Genomic DNA, 13082 nt, shown 5'->3' with positions numbered 1-13082 from the left:
AGGAGACGAGGAGCCCCACTCCGTGCCCACGTTCGACCACACCGACCTGCTCCTGCCGCCCGAGCCGGGCCAGCGCGCGCTGGCCCGGGAGCTGTACGCCCTGGCGGCGGAGCAGCCCATCATCTCGCCGCACGGGCACGTCGACCCGGCCCTGCTCGCCGAGGACCGCCCCTTCCCGGACCCGGCCCAGTTGCTCATCGTGCCCGACCACTACCTGACCCGGATGCTGCTCAGTCAGGGCGTACCCCCGGCGGATCTGGGTGTGCCCACCCGCGACGGCAGCCCGGTGGAGACCGACGGCCGGGTGATCTGGCGACGCTTCGCCGCGCACTGGCACCTGTTCCGGGGCACCCCGTCGCGACTCTGGCTGGAGCAGACCTTCCGCACCGTGTTCGGGGTGCACACCCCGCTTGGCCCGAGCACCGCCGACGCCCTCTACGACGAGATCGCGGCCCGGCTCGCCGAGCCGGACTTCCGGCCCCGGGCGCTGTTCGAGCGGTTCAACATCGAGGTCCTCGCCACCACCGAGTCGCCGCTGGACGATCTCGCGCAGCACGCCAAGCTCGCCGCCGACGGGTGGGGTGGGCCGGGCGGTCGGGTGGTCACCACGTTCCGCCCGGACGACGTGGTGGACATGGAGTTCGAGGGGTGGTCGACGAATGTGGACCGGCTCGGCGATCGGGCCGGCGAGGACACCGGCACGTACGCCGGCTACCTGGCGGCGCTACGGGCCCGACGCGCCGCGTTCATCGCCGCCGGCGCCACCTCCTCCGACCACGGCCACCCCACCGCGCGCACCCTGGACCTGACCCCGGCCGAGGCCGAACGGCTCTACGACCGGGGCCGGCGCGGCGAGGCCGACGCCGCCGACGCGGAGGCGTTCCGGGCGCACATGCTCGTGGAGTTCGCCCGGATGTCGCTCGACGACGGCCTGGTCATGCAACTGCACCCCGGCGCGGTGCGCAACCACAACCGGTGGTTGCACGCCCGGCACGGCCGCGACGTCGGCGGCGACATCCCGCAGGCCACCGAGTACGTCCACGCGCTCGCGCCGCTGCTGGAGCGCTACGGCAACGACCCCCGGCTGCGACTGGTCCTCTACACCCTCGACGAGGACACCTTCACCCGCGAGTTGGCACCCCTCGCGGGCGGGTACGCCGCGCTGCTGCTCGGCGCGCCCTGGTGGTTCCTGGACTCCCCTGAGGTGCTGCGCCGGTTCCGGGAGACGGTGACCGAGAGCGCCGGCTTCTACAACACCACCGGGTTCGTCGACGACACCCGGGCGTTCTGTTCCATCCCGGTACGCCACGACGTGGCCCGCCGGGTGGACGCCGGCTTCCTGGCCCGGCTCGTCGCCGAGCACCGGCTGCCGATGGACGAGGCCGCCGAGACCATCGTCGACCTGGCGTACCGGCTGCCCAAGCGGGTCTTCAACTTCGGAGGACAGGCTCAATGACGGTCACCATCACCTCCGTCGAGGTGCACGACGTGCGGTTCCCCACCGCCGCCCGGGGCGACGGCTCCGACGCGATCAACCGGGGTGACTACTCGGCGACGTACGTGGAGCTGGGCACCGACGCCGGCCCGACCGGCGCCGGGTTCACCTTCACCAACGGCCGAGGCAACGAGATCACCTGCGCGGCGGTGCGTGCCCTGGCCCACCACGTCCAGGGCCGCACCATCGAGGAGATCACGGCCGAGCCGGTGGCGTTCTGGCGGTCGCTCAGCGCCGACGTGCAGCTGCGCTGGCTGGGCCCGGAGAAGGGCGTCATCCACATGGCGACCGGCGCGCTGGTCAACGCGGTGTGGGACCTGCGGGCCACCCTGGCCGGCAAGCCGATGTGGCGCTTCCTCGCCGACCTGCCCACCGACGACCTCGTGGCCAGCGTCGACTTCAAGCACATCACCGACGCGCTCACCCCGGACGAGGCAGCGGCCATCCTCGACAAGGGACGCGACGGGCTGGCCGACCGGTTGGCCGCCCTCGACCGTGACGGTTTCCCGTCGTACACCACCTCGGTCGGGTGGCTCGGCTACCCGGACGACAAGGTGCGGGCGCTGACCCGGCAGGCGTACGCGGACGGCTGGCGGGCGATGAAGATGAAGGTCGGCGGCCCGCTCGCCGACGATCTGCGGCGGGCCCGGATCATCCGGGAGGAGATCGGCCCGGACGCGCTGTTGATGATGGACGCCAACCAGGTCTGGGACGTCGACGAGGCGATCACCGCGATGGCGGCGCTGGCCGAGGTGGACCCGTACTGGATCGAGGAGCCCACCCACGCCGACGACATCCTCGGGCATGCCCGGATCGCCCGCGCGGTGACCGAGTTGACCGCCGGCCGGTGCCGGGTGGCCACCGGGGAGGTGGCCGCCAACCGAGTGATCTTCAAACAGCTGCTCCAGGCCGAGGCGATCGGGGTGATGCAGGTCGACGCCTGCCGGGTCGGCGGCGTCAACGAGGTCCTGGCCGAGCTGCTGCTGGCGGCGAAGTTCGGCGTGCCGGTCTGCCCGCACGCCGGCGGCGTGGGCCTCTGTGAGTACGTCCAGCACCTGGCGATCTTCGACTACCTGCGGGTGGGCACCGGTCTGGACGGTCGGATGATCGAATACGTCGACCATCTGCACGAACACTTCGTCGACCCGGTGCGGACCCGCGGTGGTCGCTACCTGCTGCCCGAACGGCCCGGTTACAGCGCCACCATGAAGCCCGCGTCGATCGCCGAGTTCCGCTTCCCGGACGGTCCGGCATGGCGGTGACCGTCGGGGCCTCCCGGCTCGGCATGGGCATGCTGCGCCGCCTGCCCGCCGAGGCCCGCCCGCTGATCCGGCCGGGCACCGTGCCGACCGGCGTCGTACACCTGGGGTTGGGCGCGTTCCACCGGGCCCACCAGGCCGTCTTCACCGAGGCGGCGGTCGGCGCGGCCGGGGGTGACTGGGGCATCGTGGCCGTCGCCCCGCGCAGCAGCGCCGTGGTCGAGGCGATCGCCGCGCAGGACAACCTGTTCAGCGTCAGCGCCCTCTCCGCGGCCGGCAGCTCCACCCGCGTGGTGGGCGCCCTCAGCGGTGTCCGGCACGCGCCCAGCGACCCGGACGCCGTGGTGGCGTTGCTCGCCGACCCGGCCGTCCGCGTGGTGACCCTGACCGTCACCGAGAAGGCGTACCAACTCGACCCGGTGACCGGCCGACTGTCCCCGGATTCGGCGCTCGCCGCGGACCTGGCTGGCGGCGCGTCGCCGACCACGGTGCCGGGGCTGCTGCTGCGCGGGCTGGCCGCCCGGGCCGCCGCGGACGCCGGGCCGGTGGCCCTGGTGAGCTGCGACAACCTACCGGCCAACGGTCGACGACTGCGCGGCATGCTCGACCAGGCGGTCGGCCGGGCCGGCGGGGTGCCCGCCGGGCTGGTCGACTGGGTGGCCGGCAACGTCACCTGCCCCGGCACCATGGTGGACCGGATCGTGCCGGCCAGCACCCCGGAGACGATCGAGGCGGCCCGGCGGGCGCTCGGCGTGACCGACCTGGCCGCGGTGGCCGCCGAGCCGTACGCGCAGTGGGTGATCGAGGACGACTTCCCCGGCGGTCGGCCCGGCTGGGAGTTCGCCGGGGCGGTGCTCACCGACGACGCCGGCCCGTGGGAGCGGTTGAAGCTGCGCGCCCTCAACGGGGTGCACTCCGCCATCGCGTACCTCGGAGCGTTGGCCGGTCGGGAGACGATCGCCGACGCGCTGGAGATCCCGCACCTGCGTGACGTGCTGCGCCGGCTGATCGCCGAGGACGTGGCGGCCAGCTTCACCCCACCGGACGGGGTGCTGGTGGTCGACTACGGCGAGCAGGCCCTCGCCCGGTTCGGTAACCCGGCGATCCACCACCGCACCCTCCAGGTGGCGATCGACGGCTCCCAGAAGCTCCCGCAGCGCGTCCTGCACACGATCGCCGACCTGCGCGCGACCGGGCGGTCCGCGCGCTGGGGCGCGCTGGTCGTGGCGTCCTGGTTGCGCTTCGCGCTGGGGTACGCCGACGACGGCCGGCCGTTGCCGTTCCAGGACCCACTGGCCGGGCCGATCCGGGCCGCGCTGGACGCCGGGGCGCAGAGCCCGGCGGGCGCTGTCGACGCGGTCTTCGCGTTGCGCGACGTCATCCCGATGGAGGTGGCCGAGGACGACGAGGTCCGCGCCGACGTGATCGCCTGGCTGACCGCGTTGGAGCGGCACGGCGTCGAGGCCACACTGGCCGGTGCCCGGTGACCGGGTCCACCCGGACCGGTCGGCGGTGAGCGGGGCAACCCGGCCGCCCCGGGTGGCGGTGATCGGGGCGAACGGGCACGGTCGCTGGCACCGGCGGGTCATCGCGCCCCTGCACGACGCCGGTCGGTTGCGGTTGGTCGCCCTGGTCGACGTCCGACCGGTGGAGGACGACCCGGCCGCCCCGGTGCCGCCCGGGGTGGCGGTGTTCACCGACCACCGGGCGATGCTCGCCGCCACCCGACCGGAGGTGGTGGTGATCTGCACGCCGCCGCACACCCACCTGGCGATCGCCCGTGACGCCCTGGCCACCGGCGCGGACCTGCTGCTGGAGAAACCGCCGGTGCTGTCGTTGGCCGAGCACGAGGAGCTGACCTGGGCCCTCACCGCCGCCGGTCGGGTGGCCCAGGTCGGTTTCCAGGCGGTCGGCTCGGCGGCCCTCACCGCGCTGACCGACGCGCTGGCCGCCGGCCGGTTGGGCACTGTCACCGGCATCTCCACCATCGCCGCCTGGCAGCGGCCGGACGCCTACTACACCCGCTCCCCCTGGGCCGGTCGACGAAGTGTGGACGGCCGCCCGGTGCTGGACGGCGCGCTCGTCAACCCGCTCGCGCACGCGGTGATGCAGTGCCTGGCGATCGCCGAGGCGCTCGCCGGGGCGACGCCGTGGCCGGTCGCGATCGAGGTGGAACGCTATCGGGTCCGGCCGATCGAGGTGGAGGACACCGCAGTGCTGCGGGTCCGGTTCCGCGCCGGGCCGCCGGTGCTGGTGGCGGTGACCCTGGCCGCCGAGGAGTTCGTGGCGGGCGAGGTGGTGGTGACCGGTACGACGGGACAGGCGGTGCTGGAGTACCCGACCGACCGGCTGCGCCTGCCCGGGGACGTGGTGACCCGCCGGGTGCCGGGGCGGCTGGGCCTGCTGGAGAACCTGCTCGCCCACCGGCTCGACCCGTCGGGCGTGCCACTGATCGCACCGCTTGCCCGTACCGCACCGTTCACCGCGCTGCTGGACGCGTTGCGGCCCGCGCCGGAGCCCCGACTGCTCGACGGCGAGCTGGTGACCACCCTCGGCGAGGGCGGGGAGCGGGTCCGCCACCTGCGTGGCGTCGTCGACGTGTTGCGCCGGGCGGCCGAGCGCGGGGCGCTGCCCAGCGAACTGGGGGTGCCGTGGGCGTCCGGCGCGTACCGCGCCGAGCTGGCCGGATAACGGCAGACACCACGTGGACGGACCTCCACCACAAACGAACGGAGTGAGTCGATGCGCAGAATCCTCGGCGGCGCCACAGTGGTCGCCCTTCTCCTCGGCGCCGCGCCGGCCGCCGCCGCTGCCCGTCCGGACGTCCCGTCCGCCGACCGGCTCTCCTGGTTGGCCGACCACCTCGGCCGGCAGACGCTGCCCGAGCGCGACGGTTGGGCGGCCGACGGCCCCGGCACCACCGGCGGCTCGGCGGCCACCCCAGAGCGGACCCGGGTGGTCCACGACCGGGCGGAGCTGGTCGCCGCGCTGGGCGGCGACAACGCCGGCAACGCCACCGACGCCACCCCGAAGCTCATCTACGTCGACGGCGCCATCGACGGCTTCGAAGGACCCGGTGGCACACCGCTGAGCTGCGACGACCTGGCCGACCCGGCCTACCGGTTGGACGCCTACCTGGCCGCGTACGACCCGGCGGTGTGGGGACGGGTGCCACCGAGCGGGCCGCTGGAGGAGGCTCGGGTGCGCTCGGTGACCAACCAGACCCGGCAGACTCAGATCAACGTCGGCCCGAACACCACTATCGTCGGGCTGCGCGGCGCTCGACTGACCGGCCTCACCCTCATGATCGACCGGGCGTCGAACGTCATCGTGCGCAATCTGACCCTGGTCGACGCCCGGGACTGCTTCCCCGCCTGGTCGCCGACCGACGGTGACGCCGGCAACTGGAACAGCCAGTACGACCAGATCTCGGTACGCCGCAGCGAGAACGTCTGGGTCGACCACAACACCTTCACCGACGGCGACAACCCGGACAGCGCCCAGCCGGTGTACTTCGGTCGGCCGTACCAGGTGCACGACGGGTCCCTGGACGTCACACACACCGCCAGCCTGGTCACCGCCTCCTGGAACCGCTTCACGGGTCGGGACAAGCTGCTGTTGATCGGCTCGTCCAACACCGTCGGCCCGGACGTGGGCCGGCTGCGGGTCACACTGCACCACAACCTCTTCGACGGCGTCCTGCAACGGCTGCCCCGGGTGCGTTTCGGTCAGGTCGACATCTACAACAACCACTACCAAGTCGGCGGGGAGGACTTCCAGTACGCGCTCGGCGTCGGTGTCCAGTCGGCGATCTACGCGCAGAACAACTTCTTCACACTGGACGCGGCGGTCGACCCGGCGGACCTGCTCTACGACTGGGGCGGCACCGCGGTGACCGAGCGAGGCTCCTGGGTCCGCCAGGGCGGCGGGGCGGCCCGACCGGTCGACCTGCTGGCGGCGTACAACGCGAATCATGACCCCGACCTGGCCGGAGACGCGGGGTGGACGCCCACCCTGCGCCGCGACCCCGTGCTGCCGGCACCGCTGGTCCCCCTCCTGGTGAACCCGCTGGCCGGCGCCGACCGGCTGCCGATCTAACCCGCCGAACGGCTCCGCGATCTTGCACTTCCTGTCCCGACACACAGAACGATCCACTCACATCTACGACCGGAACTGCACGATCGCGGCGGCGGCGCGCGGCGCGGTCGCGGTCGGGTCGGCGACGTACGGGCTCATCGATCAGGTGAAGATCGGCTATAAGTGACGCATGGAGTTCCCGCCGCACCTGGGTAGCATGCCGATGCACGCGATCACCGAGATCCACGGCGAACCGGGCCTGCTGGAACGTTTCCGGTTGGAGGTCCAGCAGTTCGACGACGCAGCCCGGGCGCGGTTGACCGCCGCGCTCGATCTCGCCGCCGAACTGCACCGCGACGATCGACGCGTGCGCGAGCCGTACCTGAACCACCTGCTGCGGGTGGCGATCAGACTGATGCACCACTACCAGGTGCGGGACGTCGACGTGATCGTCGCCGGTCTGCTGCACGACGCGGTGGAGGACCATCCGGTCGAGCTGGCCGACGGCGACCCGGGCACCGACCCGACCGGGGCCGCGCTGGCCGCGCTGGCCGCGCGGTTCGGGCCACGGGTGGCCACCCTGGTCGCCGCTGTCACCAATCCGGTGTACGACCCCGAGCGGGACCGCAACGCGCAGTACCGGGAGCATCTGGCGGTCAGCCTGGACCGGGAGCCCTGGGCCCGGGTGATCAAGGTGTCGGACTTCACCGACAACGGGGTGGGCGTGATCCACACGGTCGGGCCGAAGGTGATCTCGTCGGCCCGGAAGTACCGGCCGCTGGTGCCGCTGTTCCGGGACCTGATCGGCCGGCCGGACACCCCGTTGTCGCCTGCGGTGAAGCGGCACATCTTCGGCCAGCTGGACCTCGCCGAGGAGCGGTTCAGCGCCATCCTGGACCAGCCCGCCCCGCACTGACCCGTTTCCGGATCACCCGACCGGGTTCCGTGACAAGTTCTCAGATCTGCCGGGAAGCTTCGGGCCTTACGGTTGGTTTGCGCCAGATGAGAGGAAATGCCCCTCTCGGTTCACTTTTCGGGCGTGTCACCAATCGAGAGGATTCGGACCATGCGCGACCTTTCCCGTCGTGACCTGCTCAGGGCGACGGCCGTCGGCGCCGGGGCGGTCGCCATCCCGAGCGTGATCACCGGCAGTTCGGCCGTCGCGGCCGACGGTCCCGGTTGGCCTTCCGACACGAAGTTCCCGCCAGCGCGGCTGACCGGCCGGATCGTCCGCCCGCAGAGCCCCCACTACGCGGAGGCCAGCCTCGGCTGGGACGAGCTGTTCGTGCACTATCCGCTGGTCATCGTCTTCGCTCAGGAGACCCAGGACGTGGTCAACGCGCTCACCTGGGCGCGGCAGCACAACGTCGCGCTGCGGGTACGCAGTGGCCGACACAACCTGGAAGGCTGGTCGAACGTCGACAACGGCATCGTGATCGACGTCAGCGAGCTGAAGGACGTCCACATCGACACCGCCACCCGCACGGCGAAGGTCGGCGCGGGGCTCACCCAGTCGGAGGCGGTGACCGCCCTCGGGGAGCACGACCTCGCGGCGACGACGGGCACGGAGGGGACAGTGGGCCTCTCCGGCGCCACCCTCGGCGGCGGTCTCGGTTTCTTCACCCGCTACCTCGGGATGGCCTGCGACAACCTGATCGGCGCGGAGATCGTCGTGGCGGCGGGCGCCGACGGGGCGAAGGTGCTCGAGGTCGACCCGTGGAACTACTCGGACCTGCTCTGGGCGCTGCGCGGCGCGGGCAACGGCAACTTCGGGATCGTCACCTCCCTGACCTACAAGGTCGCTCCGGTCACCAGCGTCGCGTACCTGCAGGTGACCTGGCCCGGTCTCGACGACCTGCACGAGGTCTTCGACACCTGGCAGCGCGTCGCACCCTTCACCGACCCGCGCCTCGGCAGCCAGGTCGAGGTCCACCCGACCGAGATCCTGTTCTTCGCGGTCCTGGCGGACGGATCCGAGGCGGAGGCCAGGGAGCTGCTGGCGCCGATCCTGTCGATCGGCAACCCCACAGTCACCGTGCAGACCGGCAACTGGGGCGACGTCTACGCCGGCTTCCAGACCCCGAGCGAGGACGACCCGGCGAACTGGAAGTTCTTCTCCCAGTTCACCCGCGAGCCGTTTCCGGAGAAGGCGGTCAGCATCGTCCGCGAGTTCATGGAGAAGGCGCCCTCGCCCGACAGCAACTTCTTCACCCAGGCCTTCGGCCGGGGAGCGCAACGACAGGAGCCCTTCGGCGGCTCGGCGTTCCCGCACCGCGACGCGCTCTTCTACTCGGAGCCCGGCGCGGGCTGGGGCAAACGAGGCGAACCCGACAGCGGCGATGCCATCACCCCGATCGCCCAGACCTGGATCGCCGAGTTCAGCCAGGCGCTGCGGCCCTACGTCGACGGCGCCTACGTGAACGTGCCGAACATCGGCATGGCCGAGTGGGAGAAGGCCTACTGGGGGCACAACTTCCCGCGCCTGCGCAAGATCAAGGCGAAGTACGACCCGCACAACGTCTTCCAGTACGAGCAGAGCATCCCGCCCGCGACGCACTGATCCGTGATGACCGGCGGTGCGGGTGGCACCCGCCCGCACCGCCGGGCACCGCCGCCGACGGCGGGCTCGAATCACCGGTCAGGAGGGCACCGCCTCGTCGAGGACGACGCGCAACGGGTGCGGGGCGCTGGTGGCGAGGTCGCCGAGCACGGCGAGCAGCCGACCGTACTGATCGGACGGCTCATCGACGAGCAGTTGGCCGGCGTCGGTGATCAGCACCGTAAGCGGACCGGCGTCGAGCTGGTCCCGGAGGACGTCGGAGAGGGCGTCCCAGGTCTCCCCCAGGTACGCCGGCAGGGCCAGTACGGAGGCGAGCGCGGCGAACAACCCGGCCCTGGTCCGTGTCGTCGCTCCGGGCAACACCACAGCGCCGGGCACGTCGAGGCCGCCGCCGTGGCGAACGATCAGCCAATCGGGCACCCGACCCTCGTGCTCGGCGACCATCACGTTCCTCCTGATCTGATCGGTACGACGACCCGCGGCGGGGCCGACCGATTGCGGCCGGCCGGCCCCAGGTCGGTCAGAGCCGGTAGAAGTCGGTGTAGTGGTTGGGCGAGAACCAGGTGACCCCGGTGCTGCGGTTCACCACGATCCGGTACGCGTCCCGGGCGGCGCCCTGGGTGCGCGGGTAGACGTCGTACTCGTGGTAGGTGGCGTTGGTGGGCAGTTGACCCTCGTAGTTGTAGAACCGGCCGCCGGCGAAGTTGGACTTCCCGCCGCTCCAGGAGTACCAGCCTCGGCTGGTCGGGAACCCCTTGGCGGACCAGCCCGAACGGGCGGTGCGGGCGTCCGCGCAGCGGCTCATGGTGCAGGAGCTGTAGACCGCCGCCGAGGCCGGATCGGTCAATCGAGGGGAGACCACGGACGGGCCGACCAGCGCGGCGGCGACCAGGGCGAGGAGCAGTGCGAGGGTGGTGGTACGCCGGCGGATCGCGCCGAGCGTGGCCAGCGGGGACACGAGGGTGGACACAGGCTGCCTCCAGACCATCCAATCCATCGATCCGAATGATTGTCGGACCGAACCTAGTCTCACCGCTGCCGGTCGACGACAACACCCCTCGGCACCCCAACTGCTCCGCAATGGTGGGTGAACCCCGAATGATCACCAGTCTGGTTGGTGTCGATATGCCGTCTGCTCGGTGACGGCGTGGCGGCAGGCATATCGGGCACCGGTTGTTAGCGTGAGACGCGGATCCGTGACCGTGGAGGGGTGCCATGACGGACGCCCCCGACGGGAGGCCGAGGCCCGCGGACCGGTGGCGGCGCCGGGGTGTACGCGGGTTGACCATCGCCCGCGACGGCGGTGTGCGCGGTTGGCGGTGGTGGGCGCGTAGCTGGGATCGACTGGTCGCCGCGCTTCAGGACGAGGCGCCCGTCGGCTCCGCTGCCGCGCCGTCGCCGTCCGGTCCACTCGTCGAACAACGCGACGCACCCCGGCTGATCGCGGTCCCCGCACGCGGGTACGTGTACTCGTTCTACATCCGCGCCACGTTCGCCTGGTCGTCACCGGCGAGCCTGCGGTCCGAGGTGCTGAGCTGGTACGTGCAGTACTTCCAACCGAACGCGATCCAGCGGCTGACCCGGCTGGCCGCCGACGCCGGCCGGGACCTGCCGCCGAACCGGGCAGCGGACCTGGAGGTGGCGTTGCAGCGGGCGCTCGCCGACGATCCCGTTTGGCGCTACCGGCGGGGCGAGGTCGTCATCACCTGCCGACCCGACGCCGCCGTCCGGCTCGACGACCGGATCCTGCCGGCACTCAAGCCGCACATCGACCGGCTGGTCAAGCTGGAGTACCAGTTCGACGAGCAGCTCCGGCAGGCCAGGTACGCCGAGGAGCTGAGCCGTCGGTGGACGGCGATCCTTAACGAACACGTCGACGAGACAGCTGACCAGGACATCACCGACGCCCGTGACCACATGCTCACCGCCCAACAGGACGCCGCACGCTGGATCAACGAACTCCTCAGCCACCACCCCGACCCGACCCCCTCTGCCTCCGTCCCACCCCAACAGACTCGCTCGGCCCCTGATTCATCCCCTTCATGATCACTCGATGGTCTGTAGTTCGGTGGGGCTGTTGCGGCGTTTCGGGTCAGGTAGCGGGGAGGTAGGCCACTCGGGCGGGTCCCCCCGGAGGAGCGGGCAACAATCGGCAGAGGCACTGTCCGGTACATGTCATTGACATTGCGTCACGAAGCTGACAAGACTTTGCATTCCCACGCCGCCGATCAGCCACAAGCCGACGGTCGCCCCTCGTGATCCGGTCACTCTGTGCGACCCGCGCTGCCACTACCGCCGCTGCGCTCGCCGATGGGCAGGCCATCGGCCAGCCACCTCAGCGCCCTCGAGCTCCGTCCAGAAGCGATGCGAAGTGCTGCGCCAAGTCCGGTGTGGACAGGTAGAGCAGAAGGGAGTTCTCGTGGAACCTCATCCCCGCGGCGCTGTTCGAGTTCCGCATCGGCGCGTAGGGAAGCGGGCGGTGGGCTGATGCTCCGAATCATGTTGTGCGGCGCCCACGACACAGAGCGCTACCGCGAGGACTTCATTCACGTCGCCAACGGCTTTGACGCGGAGGTCTGGCACTACCTGTCCGGAGACATCCTGCACGTCAACCATGCGCAGGCAAGCTGGGAGACCAACTCGCGCGACACCGTGCAGCATGCACATGTGTGCGTGTTCGTCATCGTCGAGGCGTACGGAGAGATCACGTGGAGGACGGAACTGCGGGAGGCGCTGGCCATCGGGAAGCCGACCCTGGTCTTCTGCCTGGATCGGACCTACCAGGTGTACAAGACTCTCACCAGAGAGGCCGCCGGAATCCTCGACCCCGACAAGCAGAAGCTTGTCGACATCCTCAGCGAGGTGGAGTCAGAGCGACGGCTGACCATCATCCCGTTCTCGTACGGGGGCTTCAAGGACCGCTTCAAGAGTCAGCTGTCCAGACTGACAGAACTGGCCCTACGCCAGATGGAGGAACGCAACAAGCGGGCCGCGGTGGTCCGGCTGTTCAATGAGGGCACTCGGCTTAGCCGGTCCGAACTACTGGTCGGCGCTGAAATCGCGGTCGACGAGTTCGAGAACAAGATCGCTCGTAAGCAGGCGATCCGCGTGCTCGCCGCGCACCGTGCCGCAGACGAGGAGATCATCATCGCGCTGATGTCCAGCATGGAGCAGGGCGTACAGCGACTCGCGATCGAGCTGCTACCGCAGCTCTACGCACCCCGGCCCGCCGATCCGGACTTCTTCGCGCACTGCATCTCGGTGGCCAACCGGGCCGCCGACGTCGGCGTCGCCAGACGCCTCATCCCGGCGCTGGTCGGCATCGATCTGCCCGCCGCCGTTCGCGCGATGGCGACGCTCGAACTTGTCGAGTCCGGTGCCCGCCGCCGGCTGGCCGAAACCCTCGAGACGTACGAGCAGCGCATCACCGATCCCGAGGTCGTCGACGGCGTGTGTTCCCTGCTCACGCGCTGCCTGACGAGCGAGGCGGAATTGGACTGGAAAAATCGCTGCCGCGCGTTCTACGAACGGCTGACCTCGGGTCGGCCCGGCGACCGCGGCCACTCCAGCCACAATGGCGATGGACAGCCGCAATGTCCGGACGACGGCAACCGAGCGGCCGATTGAGCCCACCGAAGCTCCAACGCAATTTCGTCCGAAAGTCGTCGTCGAATTGACAGATCTTGTATAG

At 70.9% G+C, this 13082-nt stretch carries 11 protein-coding genes; 9 read left to right on the top strand and 2 right to left on the bottom strand.

Translation table 11 applies throughout. The features are described from left to right. The first annotated feature begins 22 nt into the window (after nt 1-22). The 7 genes from uxaC to OG992_RS03905 all read left to right on the top strand — a co-directional run bounded on the left by uxaC (nt 23) and on the right by OG992_RS03905 (nt 9391). The gene (uxaC, locus tag OG992_RS03935; RefSeq protein ID WP_266302385.1) at nt 23-1456 is read left to right on the top strand and encodes a glucuronate isomerase; all 1434 of its coding nucleotides are present in this window, start codon (nt 23-25) and stop codon (nt 1454-1456) included. After that, the gene (locus OG992_RS03930; protein ID WP_266302384.1) at nt 1453-2757 is read left to right on the top strand and encodes an enolase C-terminal domain-like protein; all 1305 of its coding nucleotides are present in this window, start codon (nt 1453-1455) and stop codon (nt 2755-2757) included. Before uxaC ends, OG992_RS03930 begins: the two co-directional genes overlap by 4 nt. After that, complete coding sequence (locus tag OG992_RS03925) at nt 2748-4241, top strand: mannitol dehydrogenase family protein (protein ID WP_266302383.1); 1494 nt, start codon at nt 2748-2750, stop codon at nt 4239-4241. Before OG992_RS03930 ends, OG992_RS03925 begins: the two co-directional genes overlap by 10 nt. Next, nucleotides 4231-5445, top strand: coding sequence for a Gfo/Idh/MocA family protein (locus OG992_RS03920; RefSeq protein ID WP_266302382.1), 1215 nt, complete (start codon nt 4231-4233; stop codon nt 5443-5445). Before OG992_RS03925 ends, OG992_RS03920 begins: the two co-directional genes overlap by 11 nt. 51 nt (nt 5446-5496) lie before the next feature. Beyond that, complete coding sequence (locus tag OG992_RS03915; RefSeq protein WP_266302381.1) at nt 5497-6852, top strand: polysaccharide lyase family 1 protein; 1356 nt, start codon at nt 5497-5499, stop codon at nt 6850-6852. A gap of 169 nt (nt 6853-7021) precedes the next feature. Beyond that, entirely contained in the window at nt 7022-7747 is a 726-nt protein-coding gene (locus tag OG992_RS03910; protein WP_266302380.1) for an HD domain-containing protein, read from the top strand. Nucleotides 7748-7897: 150 nt separating this feature from the next. Beyond that, a complete protein-coding gene (locus OG992_RS03905) occupies nt 7898-9391 on the top strand; it encodes an FAD-binding oxidoreductase (RefSeq protein WP_266302379.1) in 1494 nt (497 codons plus the stop codon). A gap of 78 nt (nt 9392-9469) precedes the next feature. On the opposite strand, the gene OG992_RS03900 is transcribed toward OG992_RS03905, so the two are convergent. Next, complete coding sequence (locus tag OG992_RS03900; RefSeq protein ID WP_266302378.1) at nt 9470-9835, bottom strand: barstar family protein; 366 nt, start codon at nt 9833-9835, stop codon at nt 9470-9472. A 76-nt stretch (nt 9836-9911) separates the two neighbouring features. Next, on the bottom strand, nt 9912-10361 hold the full coding sequence (locus OG992_RS03895) for a ribonuclease domain-containing protein (RefSeq protein ID WP_266302377.1): 450 nt from the start codon (nt 10359-10361) through the stop codon (nt 9912-9914). Nucleotides 10362-10606: 245 nt separating this feature from the next. Here OG992_RS03895 and OG992_RS03890 point away from each other — a divergent pair, with 245 nt between their 5' ends. Further along, nucleotides 10607-11437, top strand: a complete 831-nt coding sequence (locus tag OG992_RS03890) for a hypothetical protein (RefSeq protein ID WP_266302376.1) — start codon at nt 10607-10609, stop codon at nt 11435-11437. Nucleotides 11438-11878: 441 nt separating this feature from the next. Further along, entirely contained in the window at nt 11879-13018 is a 1140-nt protein-coding gene (locus tag OG992_RS03885; RefSeq protein ID WP_266302375.1) for a hypothetical protein, read from the top strand. Nucleotides 13019-13082 lie beyond the last annotated feature (64 nt).

This window comes from Micromonospora sp. NBC_00362 (assembly GCF_026342155.1).
Taxonomy (GTDB): Bacteria; Actinomycetota; Actinomycetes; order Mycobacteriales; family Micromonosporaceae; genus Micromonospora; species Micromonospora hortensis.
This window is presented reverse-complemented; position numbering and strand designations above follow the sequence as displayed.

Excerpts from the sequence above, each read along its gene's own strand:
- OG992_RS03900 (WP_266302378.1), bottom strand. The coding sequence starts at position 9,835 with ATGGTCGCCGAGCACGAGGGTCGGGTGCCCGATTGGCTGATCGTTCGC.
- OG992_RS03890 (WP_266302376.1), top strand. The coding sequence starts at position 10,607 with ATGACGGACGCCCCCGACGGGAGGCCGAGGCCCGCGGACCGGTGGCGG.
- OG992_RS03915 (WP_266302381.1), top strand. The coding sequence starts at position 5,497 with ATGCGCAGAATCCTCGGCGGCGCCACAGTGGTCGCCCTTCTCCTCGGC.
- OG992_RS03925 (WP_266302383.1), top strand. The coding sequence starts at position 2,748 with ATGGCGGTGACCGTCGGGGCCTCCCGGCTCGGCATGGGCATGCTGCGC.
- OG992_RS03930 (WP_266302384.1), top strand. The coding sequence starts at position 1,453 with ATGACGGTCACCATCACCTCCGTCGAGGTGCACGACGTGCGGTTCCCC.
- OG992_RS03910 (WP_266302380.1), top strand. The coding sequence starts at position 7,022 with ATGGAGTTCCCGCCGCACCTGGGTAGCATGCCGATGCACGCGATCACC.
- OG992_RS03885 (WP_266302375.1), top strand. The coding sequence starts at position 11,879 with ATGCTCCGAATCATGTTGTGCGGCGCCCACGACACAGAGCGCTACCGC.
- OG992_RS03905 (WP_266302379.1), top strand. The coding sequence starts at position 7,898 with ATGCGCGACCTTTCCCGTCGTGACCTGCTCAGGGCGACGGCCGTCGGC.